At 55.2% G+C, this 19385-nt stretch carries 14 protein-coding genes; 6 read left to right on the top strand and 8 right to left on the bottom strand.

The features are described from left to right. Nucleotides 1-3 precede the first annotated feature (3 nt). Complete coding sequence (tyrS, locus tag TH2_RS11690) at nucleotides 4-1257, top strand: tyrosine--tRNA ligase (RefSeq protein ID WP_008890641.1); 1254 nt, start codon at nucleotides 4-6, stop codon at nucleotides 1255-1257. Nucleotides 1258-1333: 76 nt separating this feature from the next. Here the strand turns inward: tyrS and TH2_RS11685 are convergent, their stop codons facing one another. Beyond that, nucleotides 1334-4852: a YhdP family protein gene (locus TH2_RS11685; protein ID WP_008890640.1), complete on the bottom strand. Its 3519-nt coding sequence runs from the start codon at nucleotides 4850-4852 to the stop codon at nucleotides 1334-1336. A gap of 264 nt (nucleotides 4853-5116) precedes the next feature. On the opposite strand from TH2_RS11685, the gene TH2_RS11680 reads away from it, so the two are divergent. The 5 genes from TH2_RS11680 (at nucleotide 5117) to adhP (ending at nucleotide 11771) form a co-directional block, all read left to right on the top strand. Further along, complete coding sequence (locus TH2_RS11680) at nucleotides 5117-8092, top strand: bifunctional [glutamine synthetase] adenylyltransferase/[glutamine synthetase]-adenylyl-L-tyrosine phosphorylase (protein ID WP_008890639.1); 2976 nt, start codon at nucleotides 5117-5119, stop codon at nucleotides 8090-8092. Nucleotides 8093-8181: 89 nt separating this feature from the next. Beyond that, the gene (gene bcp / locus TH2_RS11675; protein ID WP_008890638.1) at nucleotides 8182-8646 is read left to right on the top strand and encodes a thioredoxin-dependent thiol peroxidase; all 465 of its coding nucleotides are present in this window, start codon (nucleotides 8182-8184) and stop codon (nucleotides 8644-8646) included. 226 nt (nucleotides 8647-8872) lie between these two features. Next, nucleotides 8873-9643: a response regulator gene (locus TH2_RS11670; RefSeq protein WP_008890637.1), complete on the top strand. Its 771-nt coding sequence runs from the start codon at nucleotides 8873-8875 to the stop codon at nucleotides 9641-9643. 138 nt (nucleotides 9644-9781) lie between these two features. Further along, nucleotides 9782-10609, top strand: a complete 828-nt coding sequence (locus tag TH2_RS11665; protein ID WP_008890636.1) for a ferritin-like domain-containing protein — start codon at nucleotides 9782-9784, stop codon at nucleotides 10607-10609. Between the two features lie 139 nt (nucleotides 10610-10748). Then, entirely contained in the window at nucleotides 10749-11771 is a 1023-nt protein-coding gene (gene adhP / locus TH2_RS11660) for an alcohol dehydrogenase AdhP (RefSeq protein WP_008890635.1), read from the top strand. Nucleotides 11772-11832: 61 nt separating this feature from the next. Here adhP and TH2_RS21880 read toward each other — a convergent pair whose 3' ends face one another. The 7 genes from TH2_RS21880 to TH2_RS11625 form a co-directional block, all read right to left on the bottom strand. Next, a complete protein-coding gene (locus TH2_RS21880; protein ID WP_274517098.1) occupies nucleotides 11833-12354 on the bottom strand; it encodes a methylated-DNA--[protein]-cysteine S-methyltransferase in 522 nt (173 codons plus the stop codon). Between the two features lie 2 nt (nucleotides 12355-12356). Beyond that, the gene (locus TH2_RS11650) at nucleotides 12357-13844 is read right to left on the bottom strand and encodes a DNA-3-methyladenine glycosylase 2 family protein (RefSeq protein ID WP_008890633.1); all 1488 of its coding nucleotides are present in this window, start codon (nucleotides 13842-13844) and stop codon (nucleotides 12357-12359) included. 382 nt (nucleotides 13845-14226) lie between these two features. Continuing rightward, the gene (locus TH2_RS11645; RefSeq protein WP_040823604.1) at nucleotides 14227-15066 is read right to left on the bottom strand and encodes a fumarylacetoacetate hydrolase family protein; all 840 of its coding nucleotides are present in this window, start codon (nucleotides 15064-15066) and stop codon (nucleotides 14227-14229) included. A gap of 138 nt (nucleotides 15067-15204) precedes the next feature. Further along, a complete protein-coding gene (locus tag TH2_RS11640; RefSeq protein WP_008890631.1) occupies nucleotides 15205-16533 on the bottom strand; it encodes a TRAP transporter large permease in 1329 nt (442 codons plus the stop codon). Continuing rightward, nucleotides 16526-17125 (bottom strand): TRAP transporter small permease subunit, encoded by a 600-nt coding sequence (locus TH2_RS11635; protein ID WP_008890630.1) that lies wholly within the window; start codon nucleotides 17123-17125, stop codon nucleotides 16526-16528. Before TH2_RS11635 ends, TH2_RS11640 begins: the two co-directional genes overlap by 8 nt. Before the next feature lie 77 nt (nucleotides 17126-17202). Next, nucleotides 17203-18219: a TRAP transporter substrate-binding protein gene (locus TH2_RS11630; protein WP_008890629.1), complete on the bottom strand. Its 1017-nt coding sequence runs from the start codon at nucleotides 18217-18219 to the stop codon at nucleotides 17203-17205. An 87-nt stretch (nucleotides 18220-18306) separates the two neighbouring features. Next, complete coding sequence (locus TH2_RS11625) at nucleotides 18307-19344, bottom strand: C-terminal binding protein (protein ID WP_040823677.1); 1038 nt, start codon at nucleotides 19342-19344, stop codon at nucleotides 18307-18309. Between the last annotated feature and the right edge of the window lie 41 nt (nucleotides 19345-19385).

Genomic DNA, 19385 nt, shown 5'->3' with positions numbered 1-19385 from the left:
ACCATGACTGAACTGAAGTCTGATTTTCTCCGCGTCATGAATGACCGCGGTTACATCCACCAATGTACTGATCTTGAAGGCCTTGATGCCTATGCATCGGAAAATACGGTGGTGTGCTATGTGGGTTATGATTGCACTGCAGACAGCCTGCATGTCGGATCACTTGTATCGATCATGATGTTGCGCTGGCTGCAGAAGACCGGCCACAAACCAATCGTCCTGATGGGCGGCGGCACTACCCGCGTTGGGGACCCGACGGGCCGCGATGATGCACGTCCGGTTCTGACCGATGAAATCATCGAAGCCAACATGGCCGGCATCAAAAAGGTGTTTCAGCAGTTCCTGACGTTTGGCGACGGCCCGACCGATGCGGTCATGGTCAACAATGCCGACTGGCTGGACAAGCTGAACTACATCGAATTCCTGCGTGATTTCGGCCGCCACTTCTCGGTCAACCGGATGCTGGCATTTGACTCGGTCAAGCTGCGTCTGGAACGTGAACAGTCGCTAAGCTTCCTTGAATTCAACTACATGATCCTGCAGGCCTACGACTTTGTCGAACTGAACCGCAACTATGGCTGCACGCTTCAGATGGGCGGATCGGATCAGTGGGGCAACATCGTCAATGGTGTTGAACTTGGTCGCCGCGTTGATGAGAAATCGCTGTTTGGCCTGACGACCCCGCTAATGACCACGGCATCGGGTGCCAAGATGGGCAAGACCGCCGCCGGGGCTGTCTGGCTGAACGAAGAACGCCTGTCGTCTTATGACTACTACCAGTTCTGGCGGAACACCGAAGATGCCGACGTGATCAAGTTCATGCGTCTGTTCACCGAGATGTCGCTCGATCAGATCGAAGAATACGCCAAGCTTGAAGGATCGCAGATCAACGAAGCCAAGAAAGTTCTGGCGTTCGAGGCGGTCAAACTGTGCCGTGGCGAAGAAGCAGCCCTTGCGGCGGCTGAAACGGCGCGCAAGACCTTTGAAGAAGGTGTTCTGGCAGACGATCTTCCGACCGTGGAAGTCGCCAAGGCCGAACTTGATGCCGGTATTCCGGCCTTTGATCTTTTCCGCCGTGCCGACCTTGCCAAATCGGGCGGTGACGCACGTCGTCTGATCAAGGGTGGCGGCGCCAAGATCAATGACGAAAAAGTCAGCGATGAAAACGCCAATATCACCACCGATGCGGTTAATGCAGATGGTGTGATCAAGGTATCTGCCGGCAAGAAACGCCACGTCCTGATCAAGCCGGTCTGATCAAAGAAGACCAAGCATAAAATCAAAAAGCCCCGCCGAGTGATCGTGCGGGGCTTTTTTGTGACTGGTTGCCGACTTAGCCCGGCTCGGCACCGGTGATCAGGTTACGAAACACGCCGGGCACAAAGGTCGATAGCGGATTGACCGTAATGCTGGGGTCGCTCAGATCGCCCTCCACCGTGTAGGTCGGGGCAAATATGCCACCGCCCTCTTCACCGACCAGAATGTCGCCAAGGATCGGAATGGCACCCAGCGCAGAATTCAGCGCGTAAATCGGCACAATTGATCCGGCCAGTCGGATTTCGGATTTGGCCAGATCAATCGACCCATTGGCGGTTACCCCGACGGCTGCGCCGTTTGCCGCCACCTTTGACAGCGAAAGCACATCATTGACATAGGTGAAGTCGCCGTTCATTTCGGTAAAGGCGATGCCATTGCCTTGCAACACATCGCCAAGCCCGGTCAGCGACGCGGCACTGAGCACGCGGGCCGCAATCGGCGCATTGACCACACGGAATTCATTGACCGTGACCTGACCGGTGAACGGTTGGGCGATATCGCGTTCATCGACCGTGCCTTCAATCGTCAGGCGTCCGCCCAGAAGGTTTTCATACATATCAACCGCACGCAGGAAACGCCCGGCATCCTCACTGGTCATTGTGACCTTGCGGGTCTGGAAGTCTTCGCGGACGACTTGCACAAACACATTGGCCCGGTCCCCGAATGCCCCATTCAGAACAAGACGGTCCCATTCCTGCCCGACCGTATGGATCGAACCACGCAGATCGGCCAAAAGTTCACCGTTGGCCATTACCATTTGTTCGATATTCAGGAACACTTCGGTGGTGCCGCCGGTCCGCTCAGCACGTTCGCCAATGCCACCGGTATTCGTTTCCGACGCGGCTTTGCCTGCGTCGTCATTTCTTTGTTCGTCACCGACGATCCATGGGGTCGCGATCAACTGGCGCGCCGAGATTTCCAGTTCGCGCTTGTCGGCTTCCTGACGCAAGGTGATCTTGCCATCATTTAGCAATGGCGCAGCCCCCTTAAGCAGGAAACCACCAGCTTCCAGCGTCACAAGGTAGCTCTGTTCATCGGGTTCGCCGACCGCTGGTGTTTCACCGGATGCGTCATCTTCAAGGAAAGGACGCAAATCGAATTGCGCACCCCGCAGATCGACCAGCAATCGGTCGCCTTCTTCCATGCGAATGGTGCCGGAAAGATCGATATTTTCGCGAAAACGGGTGTCTTGCAGCTCGACAAACCATTTGTCGGCCATGCCGTTATCACCGCGCCAGTTGCCACGGCCTGTTGCCTCAAGGGCGGGTGCGCTCAGTGCGAAACTGTCAAGTACCCCGCCGCCATCAAACCGCACGGCAACATCAAACTTGGCCGCAGCATTTGCGCCGGGCTCCTTGCGATATCCCACTTTTTCAAGCGGAACCGAAATCGCCGAATTGGTCAAATCAAGATCACCGACCACACGGACCTGATCCGAGCCGACGCGGATATCAAGATCCCCCTTCGCCATCCCTTTGAGGTAGGGGCCGGGATCAAGTTCGATATCGGGCAAAACCGCAAGGTCAAGATCGCCCGATAGTTTATAGCGGCTTCGGACCTCAGCCTCTTGCGCAAAGGTTTCGACCCAGTTGATGTTGGTTTTGCCGTTGCCAATCGTGGCCGTGCCGCCAAGTTCAAGCCCCTTGGTGTTGACCTGTAGCTCAAAGCTGCCAGCGGTGACATCCATGCCGCGAAACGCACCAACGATCCCGGCCTTTTCAATCCGCGAGGCTGCCGCGACATCAACATCGTCAAACGTCACATCGCGAAGCAACGGGAAATGCAGGCGCACACGGGTTGCCTGTTCGCCGCTGATCTGGGCCGGGTCGATGCCAAGCCGTGTGGCAAAGCCAAGTGGTTTTGCCTCGATCAGTTCAAGTGCCTTGCGCGCACTGCCCTGTGCGACGATTTCGATATCGGCGTAGGGGGTCGGTTCATCAAGTTTGGTGAAAATGACGCTGGCATCGGTTACCTCAATGCCATCGGCCTCGCCGGTATTTACAAAGATGCTGAAACTGGTTTCATCAAATTCGGCACGCCCGGCAGAATTATGCACTTCCGGCATTTCACCAAGATAATGCACGGTCACACCCGACATCGTCATCTGACCACCAAGATCATCAACAATCACCTCGCCCGCATCGTCCTGGCGCAGTTCAGTGTGCAAGGTTGCCTGATGAACAATCCCCTCGGACAGGTTGGTAACGACCCAGGTCCGCGCATCCACGCCAACCCCTTCGGGCCAGAGACGGTCCAGATCGTTGGTTGCAACGTTCTTGGCCGACGCATCAAGATTGACTTGCCACTGCCCGAACGGGTCAAGCACGACCCCCTGAAGTTTGGCGGATGCATCACCAACATTCAGCACGACATCATCAATGCTGAAGCGACCGGGCACATAGCTTGTGACAATCTGTCCGTCCGAGACCCGATAGGTCGCACGTATTTCGTCTGGGAAGGTGATCACGCCGCCGCCAACCGACAGGTCCGTGGCCGCCGAAAGCAATTCGGCCTTCGCATCAAAGCTTGCACGCAGCTTTCCCGAAACCGGGACATAGGCATCGCGCAATTGTTCAAACAGATCCGAGATGCTGACAAGATCGGCAAGCTGCACCTCGCCAATTTCGGCTTCAAGATCGACCTGATCGGTTTCGATACTGTAATCGCCGGTGACGCGCACCTGGGTCGATATATCCCCGGCACTGACCTGCATCGATGCTTCCGCGCCGATCCCGAAGGCCCGGCGAGATAACAGGATATCAGCCTGTGGTGCCGCCCAGACAATGCCGATTTTATCATCGCGCACTTCAAGATCGGCATTCACCACCCCGAAACTTTCGAAATAGGCCGCGGCTGGAATATCAGTGCGTTCGCCCGAGAGAATGGCAAAGACATCCTGCAAGACGGTATTGCCGGAACGTTCGACAGTTTCGGTTTCACCCGCAGCGTTTTCAGGCTCAGCCGGAAGTTGATCGGCATTCACGTCCGGCGCATCGGGGAGTTCAATCGTAACTGAGGCCCCGCGCCCCTTGTCGTAAATTTGGCCTGTTGCCGCACCATCATCGTTGCGCGTGTTTTCCGAAGGGTTCGTGCCATCTGCGGCGGTTTCTTCGGCGACATAGCCGACATCAATCGTGCCATCGGCCCGCCGTTCAAGGCGAATGCGCGGGCCGATCAGATTAAGCTCGCGCAGGGCAAGCACGCCTTCAAAAAGCGCCTTGCTGGAAAACACGACATCGGCTTCGGGGACGTGAAGCATTTCCTGATCATCGGGGCCAAAGATGCTGACGTCGCGCAAACCGACATCAAACTTTTCGTCCCAGCCACGCCAGCGCAAAACGACGTCGCCGATTGCCAGACGGTTATTGCCCATCGATTTATTGAGATGATCAACCAGATACGGGGTCAGACGATGCAGGGACACAGGTTCCTGTGACAGCCGCCAGATCGTGACTGCTGCAAATACGCCGACAAACAGGACGATGGCTGATAAAGTCAGCGCCAGCCATCCGGCAAAGGTCTTAACGTGGCGCACTCATTTTACCTTGTGTTCCCGATGTCATATGCAGCGATATCAATAACTTCTCTTATCTGGCATGGTTGTCGATGGATCATTGGATCCTAAAATACCAGACAGTTATTGATCTATACCCCTTTTTGTCCGATCACAGAAAAGCTAGAAACATATAAGTCATCCTGTTGATCAGGACGTCCTACTCCTTGCAGAGATTATGCAATCAGGCTCAATCCTTTGCATAGCGCGGTTTGTGACCATTTCGCAATACAAGGAACGCAAAAAGTGTCTCTTTCCTGGATTTCACAGGACCTGCCCAAAGCCTTTGACGCCGACCGTGTCACCAATGCGCTCGAACGCTGGAACACATTGGCGGGTCGACCAGCGTTTGAAAGTCTGTCAGACAAAATTGGCGAGATTGCGTCCAATCCCCAAAAACGTGCGGTTCTTGAAGCGCTTTTTGGTAACAGCCCCTATCTGACCAATCTTTGCCTCCGCGATCCCGATACAGTCTGTGACGTGTTTGACAGCGGCCTTGATCAGGCTTTTGCCAACGCGCTTGAGCCCGTGAAAGTCAGTGCGAATGCACGCGACCTTGATCAGACGACCACCATGGCGACGGTGCGTCACGCCAAACGCCGCGCGGCGCTGGTGATCGCGATTGCCGATATCTGCAAGGCCTGGAAACTTGATCAGGTCACATCGGCAATCAGCAAAACAGCCGAATACACCCTTGATTTCACCATGGCGCATTGTCTGTCCGCCATGGCGCGGCTTCGTAAATATGACCTGCCCAACCCGGAAAATCCGCTTGAGGGATCCGGGATCTTTGCGATTGGCATGGGGAAACTCGGCGCAGGGGAGCTGAACTATTCATCGGATATCGACCTGATCTTCCTCTATGATCAGGATGTGGTGACCTATATCGACCCTGATCGCATTCATCAGGATCTGGTGCGGATGGTGCGCGACATCACCCGGATTATGGAAGAACGCACCGGCGACGGATATGTTTTCCGCACTGATTTGCGCCTGCGTCCGGACCCGGCATCGACCCCGCCAATCCTTTCGATGATTGCGGCTGAAACATACTATGAAACGGTCGGTCAGAACTGGGAACGTGCGGCCATGATCAAGGCCCGCATTGTCGGTGGCGACCGTGTTTCGGGCAATGAATTCCTTGAAATCCTAAGACCCTTTGTCTGGCGCAAGCACCTTGATTTCATTGCCATTCAGGACATTCATTCGATCAAGCGCCAGATCAATGCCCACAAGGGCGGCAGCAAGATCAATATCCCCGGTCACAATATCAAGCTTGGCCGTGGCGGCATCCGCGAGATCGAATTTTTTGCCCAAACCCAACAACTGATTTGGGGCGGGCGCGAAATTGCGCTGCGCGGCAAGGCGACCTGCGACACCTTGCGCACCCTGACCAAGTTCGGTCAGGTATCCGAGCAAGTCCGCGATGAAATGCTTGCCGCCTATGATTTTCTGCGCACGGTCGAACACCGCCTGCAAATGATCAATGATCAACAAACCCAAACTCTGCCCGATACCGATCAGGGATTATTGGCACTGGCGACCTTCCTTGGCTATGAAACGCTTGATGCCTTCAAGGCGGACTTGCTGCTTCATCTGCGCAATGTCGAAAACAATTATGCTGAATTGTTTGAAGACGACACGACCCTTGCCGGTGCCAGTGGCAACCTTGTCTTCACGGGCACCGAAGACGATCCGGAAACCCTGATCAATCTGCGCGAGATGGGCTTTGAGAATGCCGAGAACGTCTCGGTCACGGTGCGGGGATGGCATCATGGCCGTTACCGGGCAACCCGATCACGCCGGGCGCGTGAAATCCTGACCGAACTGATGCCGACCCTTTTGGCTGCACTTGGTAAAACAACCAACCCGGACATGGCATTTCGTGCCTTTGACGACTTCCTCAAAGGTCTGCCGGCCGGCGTGCAGTTATTTTCGCTGTTCACCGCCCATCCGCAATTGCTTGAACTGCTGGCCCAGATTGCCGGCACCGCCCCGCGTATGGCGAAATATATCGGGCGTAATGCCGCGGTGCTTGATTATGTTTTGATGTCGGGCTTCCACGAAGAGCTACCCGATGCGGATGCGATGCTGGCGGAACTTGACGCCCGTCTGTCACGCGAAGACATGGTCGAAGACTGGCTTGATGCCGCGCGGCGATGGGCCAATGACCAGAAGTTCCAGATTGACGTGCAAACCATCCAGAACCGTCACACCCCGCACGAAGCTGGCCGGGCATTGGCCGATGTTGCCGATGTTGCCATTCGCGCACTGTTCCCGCCGATCGCCGACGATTTTGCCGCCAAACATGGCTCGTTTGCCGATGGCGGTCTTGCGGTGTTTGCGCTGGGCAAGCATGGCGGGCAGGAACTTTCACCCGGGTCCGACCTTGATATGGTGTTCATCTATGAGGTACCCGAAGATGCCGAAGAGTCCGATGGCGAAAAACCATTGTCGCCGGGCCACTATTTCATCCGACTGAGCCAGCGTTATATCAACGCCCTGTCGGCCCCGACCGCCGAAGGGGTTCTGTTTGAAACCGACCTGCGTCTTCGCCCCAGCGGATCCAAAGGGCCGCTTGCGACGCATTTCAAAAGTTTCGAAACCTATCAGAACAACGAAGCCTGGACGTGGGAGCACATGGCGCTGACGCGCCTGCGTGCGGTTTATGGCCCCAAAGCACTGTGTGACAAGGTCTTGGCCACGACCAATGACGTGCTTTGCAAGCAACGCGATCCGGACAAACTGGTGCGCGAAGTCTATGATATGCGCAACCGGATGGAGGCCGGCAAAGGTGACAACCATCCGTGGGCTATCAAGATGCGCCGTGGCGGTTTGGTCGATCTGGAATTCATTGCGCAATATCTGCAACTGCGCCATGCCCATGACCACCCGGAGGTCCTGTCACCGACAACCCGCGAGGTTTTCAAAAATCTGGCGTCGGTGGGGATCCTTGATGGCGAAGAAGCCGAGTTTCTGGCCAATTCCGCATCGTTCTGGCTGGCGTTGCAGGCAATGCTGCGCCTGACGACCGAGGGCCCGTTTGATCCTGAAAAAGCCAGCGAGGATTTGCAAAAAATGCTGGCAAATGCCGGTAAATGTGATGATTTCGCAAGCCTTCAGGACAAAATGGAAATGACGGCAACCCGCATCAAGGAGATCTATGATCGCGTGGTTGCAGCCCCCGCGGAAAAGATTGCGCCAACAGATGCACCGCAATGATCCAAGCCCCCTTGCCATCCTTATAAGGCTTTGTATTTTCACGGTTGCAACATGCCGCTATGCGGTCCCAAAAGATTAAAGGATAGACCATGACAGTTGATGTTGGTGACAAGGCCCCGGATTTCGAACTGCCAACCGATGGCAATGGCAGCGTGAAACTGTCTGATCTGGCGGGCAAACCGGTGGTGATTTATTTTTATCCCAAGGACATGACGCCGGGTTGCACGACCGAGTCCTGCGAATTCCGCGATGCCGAACCTGATTTCAGCGCTGTGAATGCACAGATCATCGGCATTTCCAAGGACAGTGCGGACCGGCACGATAAATTCAAGGCCAAGCATGACCTGAACTTCATTCTCGCATCCGACGAGAACGGCACCACGTGCGAGGATTACGGTGTCTGGAAAGAAAAAAGCATGTATGGCAAAAAATTCATGGGCATCGAGCGGTCGACCTTTGTCATTGATGGCAGCGGCGTCATTCGTAATGCCTGGCGCAAGGTAAAGGTCAAGGGCCACGTTGCCGAGGTTCTTGAGGCCGTCAAAGCCCTTTGAATTCAGATTTTTCTCGTATCAAGGCCCGGCGACAAGATGCCGGGCCTTTGTTTTTTTGGCGGTAAAATCGTTTTCTTTCAGACGGCTGGCCGTATTGCGTTTTGCTGATTTTGTTGCCATCCCTTGTTTGTCGGGCTAACAATTCGGATATGGGAGTGATGGGTGAGGTCTAATTCTCACCTGTTCGATGAAAACTCACCGGCATGCCGGCAAAGCGGGTAATCAAATGAATAACAATGTTGTTGATCTCGACGATCAAATGCTGGCGGATTTTCGCGACGAAGCACATGACATCATCAATTCGATTGACGTTCATCTGCAAAACGCACGCGGCAAAAAAGATCCCGCCCATCTGACCGCCATCCAGCGCGAAATATTCAATCTGCGATACAAGGGCAAGTCAGTATCAGCGCCGCTGATCAACCTGACCAGCCATCGTCTTGCGGATTACGTCACGACCTGCAAGGAACTGAACGAAGGCGCGATTGAAGATATCCAGGCCTTCGTAGACAAGATCCAGTCCCTGCTTGACGGTGACATGACGGCTGGCGGGACCGATACCGCCGAATTCGTGCGCGAACTGCCGTCCAAACGGACCCCTGATATTGACCCGGCATGGCTGAAACAGGCCAATGTCGAGGCCTTGCTGGTCATTCCGCAACGCTCCCTCGCAACCATTCTGGAACGCGAACTGGCCGCTTGTGGTTATCGCAGTTCGGTCACCCAGACATCGTTCGAGGCGATTGAACTTGCCGTGCGCACCCGCCCGGATTTCATCATTGTCGCCAAGACCATTGATGAACTGACAGGTGTAGATCTGGCCAATGCCCTGCAGGCGATGCCGAAAACGCGCGGCATTCCGACCGCAGTTCTGACCTCGGATGCACCGAACCATCCGTCGCTTCAGGATTTGCCGTGCCGGACCGCGATCATCCGCAAGGGCAATGCCTTTGGCGAGGATCTGGCAGAGGCACTGGCGCGCTTCAACATCACCTGATTGCGCAAGCGCCAAACGATTTCAAAGGGCGGTCCGAACCTTGATGGCGGGCCGCCCTTTTTGTTTGCCAATTGACCCGATGGCCGCCAAGTGGCAGACAAAGCGCACGTGAACCTTAATCCCATACTTCGGACGATCATGACCAAACTGACCCTCGCTGATGCTGCCAAACGTGCCCTTCTGACCGAAGACGCCACAGAGAAGGCCGACGTCACTGCCGAACTGGCGGCGATGTGGCGCAATGGCGAGATCAGTGAAGTGGGTTCAACCGACCTGCCCGATCGTCCCGGTCGCCCGGCAAAGCCGGAATTGCTGCCGCCCAACAAGATGCCCAAGCGCAAGAAAGGCAGCGTTCAGGGCCGTATCGGGCTTTTGCATGCGCTGGCCCATATCGAACTGAATGCCATCGATCTGGCATGGGATCTGTGTGTGCGCTTTCCCGAGGCAGACATGCCGCGCGATTTCCATGATGCATGGGTTCAGGTCGCCGATGACGAAGCGCGCCATTTCAAAATGATCAACAAGCGCCTTGGTGAACTGGGCGCGGCATATGGTGACCTTCCCGCCCATGACGGGCTTTGGCAGACATCGATGGATACGGCCTATGACATTCTGCCGCGTCTGGCGGTCGTGCCGATGGTGTTTGAGGCACGCGGCCTTGATGCCACGCCGCCGACCATTGAACGGCTTCTGGCGCATGGGGATACGGAAAGTGCCCGCATCCTTAAAATCATTGCACATGACGAAATCGCCCATGTCGCCGCGGGCCGAAAATATTACGAATATGTCTGTGATCAGCGCGACCTGCCCTACTACACCACATGGCATGATATGCTGCGCAAGCATTTCCGTGGGCCACTCAAACCGCCGTTTAATGACGAAGCGCGCTATGAAGCAGGCATGCCGCCGGACTATTATCAGGACTACGTCCTTGAATTGCCTGACTTTGACGGTGATGGCGCATAAGGCTTTTGCGCGCCTGATAAGAATTCATCAAAAAATTGATACACCTCATGGTGGTGCAAACTGAAATCAACGACACTCCCCTTCGCGATATTTGAAGAAAAGACGTTCTTTTCCGTATCATCAGCAAGGAGATGTCACCATGCCCTCCACCATGAAAGCCGCCGTCGTTCGGGCGTTTGGCAAGCCGCTGTCGATTGAAGAAGTCACCGTACCCAAGGTCACGCCGGGAAAAATCCTGGTCAAGATCGAAGCGTCCGGTGTCTGCCATACCGACCTTCACGCGGCCGAAGGCGACTGGCCGGTCAAGCCGAACCCGCCCTTTATTCCGGGCCACGAGGGTGTCGGCATTGTTGCCGAAGTGGGCGAAGGCGTGACCTCCGTCAAGGAAGGTGACCGTGTTGGTGTGCCGTGGCTGCATTCAGCCTGTGGGCATTGCCATCACTGCGTTACGGGTTGGGAAACGCTGTGCGGCGAACAGCTTAATACCGGCTATTCGGTTAATGGCGGCTTTGCCGAATATGTTCTGGCCGACCCGAATTATGTTGGCCACTTGCCCGATCCGCTTGAATTTGGCAATGCAGCCCCGGTGCTGTGCGCTGGTGTCACGGTCTATAAGGGGCTTAAGGAAACCGAATGCAAGCCCGGCGAGACCGTGGTGATTTCCGGTGTCGGCGGACTGGGCCATATGGCCGTTCAATACGCCAAGGCGATGGGCATGAAAGTTATCGCCGTTGACATTGCCGACGAGAAACTTCAGCTCGCCAAAGACCTTGGCGCGGACTGGACGCTGAACGCGGCTGAAACCGACGTTGTTTCCGAAGTGCAAAAACAGATGGGCGGTGCCAATGGCGTGCTTGTCACCGCTGTGTCGCGCGCTGCCTTCAAACAGGGTGTTGGCATGCTGGGCCGTGGCGGGACCATGGCGCTTTGCGGCCTGCCGCCCGGAACGTTCGAGCTTGATATTTTCGATACGGTCCTGTCACGCAAGACCATCCGTGGATCGATCGTCGGCACCCGTGCCGACCTTCAGGAAGCACTTGATTTCGCGGGCGATGGCAAAGTGCATTCCCACTTCACGACCGAGCCGATGGAAAACATCAACTCGATCTTTGATCGCATGCGCGATGGCAAGATCGATGGCCGTATTGTCATGTCGATCTGATCGACTGCGACATCACGTCAAAGTTAAAAAGGCTGCCATCTGGCAGCCTTTTCTTTTGGGTTCAGGCCGCCTTGGCCAGCATGGCGGCTTCATGATCGAGCAGCCATTTCTTGCGATCAAGCCCACCGGCATAGCCGGTCAATGTGCCGTTCGATCCGATCACCCGATGGCACGGCACAATGATTGATACCGGGTTCAGAGCGTTGGCCCGCGCCACCGCCCGAACCGCCTTGGGGTTGCCAAGCTGATCAGCCAGCCCGGCGTATGAAACGCTTTTCCCGCTTGGGATATTGACCAAGGCATCCCAAACCGATTTCTGAAACGCCGTCCCGACCATGTTGATCGCATCGATCGGCAGCAAGCCGACAGATCCGGCAAAATAGCCATCCAGCCAGTCAGTGATCGGGTCTGGTGCCGCGCCGCCCTCCGTCCATTCAAGGTTTTTGAACCGTCGTGTCTGAATGGTTTTAAGGCGATCATCATTGTCTTCGAAATCAAGATGCACCAGTTTGCCATCAATCGAGGCGAGCGACAGATTACCGATCGGGCTGGCATAACGCACGACGTTGATTTGGGTGGACATCGTCATTCTCCTTCCAATGCGGACCAAAGATATTGCGCGGCATATGCCCGCCATGGCCGCCAGTTTTCCGAAATGCTTTCCAGGGCCTTGGCCTTGTCCGGGCCGCCGCCCATGCCAGATGCCTTCAGGATGCCAAGGTCCGCCGCCGGGAAGGCATCCGGATCACCAAGCCCGCGCAGGCCAAAATAGTTCAATGTCCATGGGCCAATGCCCTTGATCGCGGTCATGACGGCAATCAAGTCATCCCCAGACATCTGATCACAATCCGGTCTGGCAAACAGATCAATCACATCGGCAAGGGTCTGCGCCCGGCGCGTGGTCAAACCAATCGGGATCAGTTCCTGCCCGATCAGACTTTCCGGTGCCGGGAAGACATGGGTGATCCCCGTCCCATTGATCAGATCATCGGGCAAGGCATCGCCAAAGCGGGCCACAAGCCGCCCGGCCAAGGTACGTGCCGCCGCCACCGAAACCTGCTGGCCCAAAACGGCCCTAAGGGCGAGTTCAAACCGGTCCCAGCATCCGGGCACGCGCAGACCGGGGCGTTTTTGTACCAACGGCGCCAGCAAGGCATCGTCGGAAAACTGCGCGGTGATGGACGGCACATCGGCATCAAGATCAAAAAGTCTTCGCACCCTTGCACCGATTTCAAGCACTGCCTCCCGAGCCGGGCCGCGCAGAATGACATCCACGCCGGCTTGGTCCACGCAAAAATGACAGATCATCAAGCCGAGCTTGCCATCAATTTTGAAACCGCGCGCATAGGTGCGTTCACGAACGATCTCCAGGCCCGGAATGGCACGTGCGCGGAAAAAGCTCAGAAGATATTCGGCATCAAAGGGCTGGCGGGCACGCAGACGCAAAATCAAATCATCATTGCGCGCAGAAAACGGATCATCCGACCCCGGTTTTTCCGGGCTCACGGTTTTGACACCGCGCCGAAAGGCCGTCGGGGCCTGCCCATAGGCCTGTTTCATCGCATCGTTAAAGCGACGCAAACTGCCGAAACCAGCAATGTCGGCGATTTCAGTCATCGTAAGGTTGCTATCGACAATCAACTGCCGCGCCCGCAACAGACGGCGTGCCTTGGCATGTTCTTGCGGCGTGACGCCGGTATGTTCCTTGAAAATACGCCGCAAATGCCGGTCACCGACACCAAGCCGGTCGGCCAGATCGGTGATCGAGCCATTTTCCAACACACCCTGATCAATCAGTCGCACCGCACGGGCAACAGTTGCGTGCACACCGGCACTTGCCGGGCTGCCAGGTGCGGCTTCGGGGCGGCAGCGCAGGCATGGGCGAAAACCATGGGCAATTGCGGCCTCCGCACTGGGATAGAATTCCACGTTGTCGCGCTTGGGCGTTACCGCCGGGCAAATCGGGCGACAGAAAATCCCGGTGGTCCTTACTGCGGTATAAAACCGCCCGTCAAACCGGCGGTCCCGGGTTTTGAGTGCCTGATAGCAAATATCGTTATTGAGCTGTTCCATGCCGCGCAGTTTAGCAGAACTGCACGATAAACCTCGCCAGATTCGGACTCAGACGTGAAATAGCAGGACGGAGAAAGCTTATAGCCAATTGATTGCTTGGGACGGCCTTCGATCCTCAAATGGTTTGCCCCTTGCATCCACGAGGTAACAGTGGCGAGATTTGGCGCAGAATCAAAAGTCTGTTCCAGAGCTTGAGGTTCGCCCAATCCATAAAGCAGTTGGGATAACGTTCTTGATCGAACATACCGCTTGGGGAAATCTTCACTGGACTGAGCAAGCCAGCCCAGTGAACAAAATTTACAAAGCTTGGAAATCTACACTCGGATCAAATACCGATTGACCTGAAATCTCCATCAATGTCTGTTGGGGGGATACCCCGAGCTTAACTGACGACAGTCTGGCGCTGTGTACCGAGACCCTCGACCGAGAGCTCAACAATATCACCAGCACTCAAAAAGCGGGGTGGTGTTAGGCCCAGTCCCACGCCTTCTGGCGTACCGGTAGCAATAATGTCGCCCGGCATAAGACGCATGAATTCCGACATATAAGATATGATTTCAGCCACGGAGAAAATCATGTCGGCTGTCGAACTGTCCTGCACTGTCTCGCCGTTAACAGAAAGGCTCAAAGCAAGGTTCTGGGGATCGCCTGCCTCATCGGGCGTGACCAGCCATGGGCCAATCGGGCCGAAATTGGGTGCAGATTTTCCTTTGATCCATTGTCCGCCGCGTTCGATTTGATATGCGCGCTCGCTGACATCATTTATCGTACAAAAGCCTGCAATATAATCCAGTGCTTCGTCCTTACTGACATAGCTGCACGGGCGACCAATAATGATGCCAAGTTCAACTTCCCAGTCTGTTTTTACAGAGCCACGCGGCAAAATGATGGGATCGTTCGGTCCACAAATTGATGACGTTGATTTTGAGAAAAGCACTGGCTCTTTCGGCTCTGGGTTGTTGGTTTCACGGGCATGCCGCGCATAGTTCAAACCCACCGCATAAAAGTTACGCGCCGCACCGACGCACGGTCCGATGCGTGTATCAGGCGCGACCACAGGCACATCTGACAAATCACGACCGGCCAATGCTGACAGCACCTCGCAGGTCACTGTCTCGGGGGTGAAATCGGCAATCAAAGCAGATAGATCGCGTATGTTTCCCTCTGAATCAAGGAATCCGGGCTTTTCGCCCCCTATAGGTCCGTGGCGAAGAAACTTCATTAGTCAGTCCTTTCAACAATGTTATTTCAATCGCGCAGTCATGCGGTGCGCAATATCATGTTGGTGGCCTTTTCCGCGATCATAGCGCCCGGTGTCGGGGTATTCCCGAAGACCATGTGCGTGATGTCGGCACCTGAACTAGTAAACTGCGATTGCCGGGAAGAGTATCAGCAGGCCGACGGCCAGTACCTGGAGGCAAATGAACGGCGCAAGTGATTTGAATATCTCGCCAAGCGTGATTTCGGGTGGGGTCACGCTTTTTAGGTAAAATGCTGCGGGCCCGAATGGCGGTGTCAGGAAAGAGACTTGCATATTCATGGCAAACAGCACACCAAACCAGACGGGATCATAACCAAGCTCTCGAATGATTGGCACGAAGATGGGCATGGTCAAAAGCGCGATGCCGACCCAGTCAAGAAACATGCCGAGTATGAAAAGAATCAGCATCATGAACAGGATAATCACCATGGGCTGATCAGAAATGCCGGTGATGAGCTGCGAAACAAATCGGATGCCGCCCATAAGATTGTAAACGCCCACCAATGCGCTTGCACCGATGCCGATCCACATGATCATACCGACTGTAGCCAGTGTATGCAGAGCTGCATCCAGTAGCATGCGGAACGAGAATTCCCGGCGCAGAATGGTTGAGACGATGACACCTGCGACGCCGATGGCCGAAGCCTCAGTCACCGATGCGATGCCCCCATAAATCGATCCCAGAACAGAAAAAACAACCAGAAATGGCAATACCAGGCCGCGCAGTAGCGGTAGGTTATCGCGGAACGCGACGCGCTCTACAGGTGCTGGCGGCGAAGCGTTTGGGTCAAGATAAGAGCGCAACAAAATATACGCGATGTAGAGCCCTGCCAGCATGAAACCGGGCAGGAAGGCAGCGGTAAAAAGATCACCGACTGAGATATTCGCGGTCAAACCGTAAATAATCAGGACAATCGATGGTGGTACCATTGTGCCCAACGAACCGCCGGCGCAAACAACGCCAATAGCCAAGCGTCGGTTGTAGCCAAGACGCAACATCTGAGGCAAAGCAACGAGGCCAAGCAGGACGATTTCACCGCCGATAATGCCACTCATTGCCGCAAGGATGACGGCTACGAAAATAGTCTGGACGGCGACCCCGCCGCGAAGACGGCCCCCAACGAGTTTCATCGCGTCAAACAAGTCACGTGCGATGCCGGATCGGTCGAGGATTGCCGCCATCAGCACAAACATCGGCACTGAGACAAAAACAAAAGATGATACGAAGCTGTAAACGCGGTTGGTGATTAAAGGTACCGAACTTGGGCCAAACCAGCCCACCGCGAAGATCAGCGCAACAAACAGGGTCACCATTGCAAGCGGCGTTCCGGTCAACAAAAGCACGACCAGTAGACCGAACATCAACAATGTTCCCCAGCCGATCCCGAGCGCCTTAAGGTTCAGTCCAAGATCAAGTAAGTCAAACATCGTCATGCCCTTTTGGCGCTTTGGTGCCGCGTGCATAGTTGAAAGTCAGGATGAGAAACTGGAAGCTCATGGCAACTAGCACGCATAGAAGGAATATCTTCAAAGCCGCAGGTGCCGGAGAGTTCCAGGCGCTTCCGCTGGTTTCCAGAGCAAAGCTGCCGTCAGGGCGGAACATCGCCTTTTTCGCCATCAGCCATGAGGCCCACGCGAAAAACAAGCTGGCCCCAAGACATGCAATTGATATGACCACATCAAGCACATGGCGCGCAGACGCACGGACAACGTCATAAACCAGGACGACCCGGATATGCGTGTTACGTGCGACACAGTAAAGCCCACCATAGATAAAGGTGACTGCACTTAAAAATATTGTTGTCTCATGTGCCCATACCGTCGGTCGGTTGAACACATATCGCAGGAAAACTTCTGTTACCAGGATCGCCATGGCGGCGAGGATACAGACTGCAAATAAACGTGCGACGACAGTGATCGCGCGGCCAAGCCAGCCGGCCTGCGGCAGGGCTTCGAGTTGCAGCACGTCGGTGTGCAGTAGATCGGGTGCGATGGTTTTAGGATCGGAGGGCGCTGACATGACTGACCAATCGTTTCAAGCTGTGTGATGATCGGAAGTTGTCTCCGAGCGCGACCCACGCGCCCGGAGACATTATGTCAGTCCAACAAACCTTGCGATTGCAGGTACTCGGTCAGTAAGTCATAGACCTTTTGCGCATTTTCAGACTGCGCAGCGACCTTTGACCACTGGTCCATTGCGATGGTACGGAATTTTGCACGTTCTTCTGCCGACCAGTTATGGACGGTGATCGACGGATCTGCTTTTGCTTCCGCCACTGCTTTCAGATCATTCATTGACAGTCTGGCAACGGCGTCCTGTGCAAAGTCACGCACTGAAACAGTCATGATCTCTTGCAGGTCCTCGGGCATCGAATTCCATTTCTCGAGGTTCATTGATACCTCAACTAGCGGCATGGAATGGAAACCCGGATAGACAGGATGAACGGCGACCTTATGAAGGCCCTGCTGATGGTTGGTTGAAAACACCGTAGAGTCGGCAGCATCAATCACGCCCTTGTCGAGTGACGTGTAGACTTCGGAGTAAGGAAGGTTCACCGGCACAGCACCTGCAGCGGCAAAGACTTCCTGAATAAGACCTTCCGGGGCGCGCACTTTCAGGCCTTTAAGGTCTGCAACCCCATCAAGCGGGCGATCCGAGACAAAGCCTTCGAGGCCTGTTGTCGTTGCACCAACAAAATGGAGGCCGTACGGCTCTTCAAGTTCATTCATCAATTCATAGCCGCCACCGTAATTGATGAACCGGAACATTTCATCAGGCGATGCCCATGCACCGATCGGATTGGCGACAAGGCCAAAGGCCGGATCTTTGCCGGAAAAGTAACTAACGTCAGTTATGTGGCCGTCCAGAATTCCGGAGCCAACAGCTTCCTGTGTCTCGCTATAATTGACAACCGCGCCAACGGGCAGAAGCTCGATCGCAATGCGGCCCCCCGACATTTTGTTGACGCGCTCAGTCCACTCTTCCTGAATGGCAAAGTTGGGGTTACCAGCCGGATCAACCGACTGGAATGTAAAATCAAATTCCTGCGCGACGGCCGTAGTTCCACTCAGCAGAAGCGTAGAAAAAGCGAAGATCAGATGTGTTTTTTTCATTGTGTCTTCCTCCCTGATTAAAGCATGTTTCAGCGATCCCATGCCTTTGGACCATTTCGTAAGTCAGACTCTATTTCCGCGCCAAGATCAACTTGCCGCACGCAAACGAGTTTGCATCGGTGCGTTAACCAGATTGCGCAGTCTACCGTCGCGCAAATATTGCATCGCGGTTTCAACCGAAAGACGGCGGGCATCGGCAACACTTTCGGGGCTAGACCATGCCGCATGCGGTGTCAAAAACAGCCGCTCGCCAACAATAGGATCCTGGCCGTTGGCATAGGCCCGCGCGATTGCATCTTCGGGTGCTGGCGGCTCCACCGGCAGCACATCAATACCGGCACCGGCAATCGTGCCGTTTCGCAAGGCATCGATCAGCGCATCAATATCGATAATTGCACCACGTGCCGTGTTGATCAGGATCGCATGTGGCTGCATCGCTGCCAGCCTTTCAGCATTGATCATCTTGTGACTTTCACGTGTGAGCGGGCAATGCAGGCTCACAACATCGCTTTGGGCCAGAAGGTCTTCAATGCGGTCAACGCGGTCAACGCCCGCAGCAATCTCAGTGCCTCGGGACACCAGTGGATCATACGCAACGACGCGCATTCCAAACGCTTTTGCCCGAAGTGCTGTTGCGATACCAATACGCCCAAGCCCCACGACACCGAATGTTTTGCCGCGAAGCCGTCCCAGCAGAGGGGCACGGGCATGATCAAAGCCGCCTTGCGGCGAGTCCATAAGGTTTCTGTGGTAAGAGCCGATACCTCGACGCATGGTCAACATTAGCGCGATCGCATGGTCAGCAACTTCGCTTGTGCCGTAGTCAGGCGTATTACAAACAGGGATGCCAGCCTCGGCCGCAGCATCCAGATCAATATGGTCGAAACCGACACCAGCGCGCACAATAATCCGGCAACGGTCCAGCTTTGCAATCACCGCGCGGGTGACCGGCATTTCATGCCACACAACCATCGCATCGCATTTAGCCAGCACATCAGACGGAATGTTGTCTGGCGAACGTTCCCGGAAAATATTCCAGTCGACCTGATCGCCGGCCGTGCGGCGCTCAATCTGCGCGTCGTCTGGATATTGCGCATCGGGTGTGAGTAGACGAAAGCGTGACATAAAGACCTCTTTGGGTTCATCGGCGTCAGATATCATTGAAC

The organism is Thalassospira profundimaris WP0211 (genome assembly GCF_000300275.1).
Taxonomy (GTDB): Bacteria; Pseudomonadota; Alphaproteobacteria; order Rhodospirillales; family Thalassospiraceae; genus Thalassospira; species Thalassospira profundimaris.
Note: the sequence above shows the minus strand (reverse complement) of the source record. Positions and strands in the feature narration are given on the sequence as shown.

Bases quoted from the DNA above. Each gene is read 5' to 3' on its own strand.
- tyrS (WP_008890641.1), top strand. From the start codon at position 4: ATGACTGAACTGAAGTCTGATTTTCTCCGCGTCATGAATGACCGCGGT.
- bcp (WP_008890638.1), top strand. From the start codon at position 8,182: ATGACAGTTGATGTTGGTGACAAGGCCCCGGATTTCGAACTGCCAACC.
- TH2_RS11670 (WP_008890637.1), top strand. From the start codon at position 8,873: ATGAATAACAATGTTGTTGATCTCGACGATCAAATGCTGGCGGATTTT.
- TH2_RS11665 (WP_008890636.1), top strand. From the start codon at position 9,782: ATGACCAAACTGACCCTCGCTGATGCTGCCAAACGTGCCCTTCTGACC.
- adhP (WP_008890635.1), top strand. From the start codon at position 10,749: ATGCCCTCCACCATGAAAGCCGCCGTCGTTCGGGCGTTTGGCAAGCCG.
- TH2_RS21880 (WP_274517098.1), bottom strand. From the start codon at position 12,354: ATGTCCACCCAAATCAACGTCGTGCGTTATGCCAGCCCGATCGGTAAT.
- TH2_RS11650 (WP_008890633.1), bottom strand. From the start codon at position 13,844: ATGGAACAGCTCAATAACGATATTTGCTATCAGGCACTCAAAACCCGG.
- TH2_RS11645 (WP_040823604.1), bottom strand. From the start codon at position 15,066: ATGAAGTTTCTTCGCCACGGACCTATAGGGGGCGAAAAGCCCGGATTC.
- TH2_RS11640 (WP_008890631.1), bottom strand. From the start codon at position 16,533: ATGTTTGACTTACTTGATCTTGGACTGAACCTTAAGGCGCTCGGGATC.
- TH2_RS11635 (WP_008890630.1), bottom strand. From the start codon at position 17,125: ATGTCAGCGCCCTCCGATCCTAAAACCATCGCACCCGATCTACTGCAC.
- TH2_RS11630 (WP_008890629.1), bottom strand. From the start codon at position 18,219: ATGAAAAAAACACATCTGATCTTCGCTTTTTCTACGCTTCTGCTGAGT.
- TH2_RS11625 (WP_040823677.1), bottom strand. From the start codon at position 19,344: ATGTCACGCTTTCGTCTACTCACACCCGATGCGCAATATCCAGACGAC.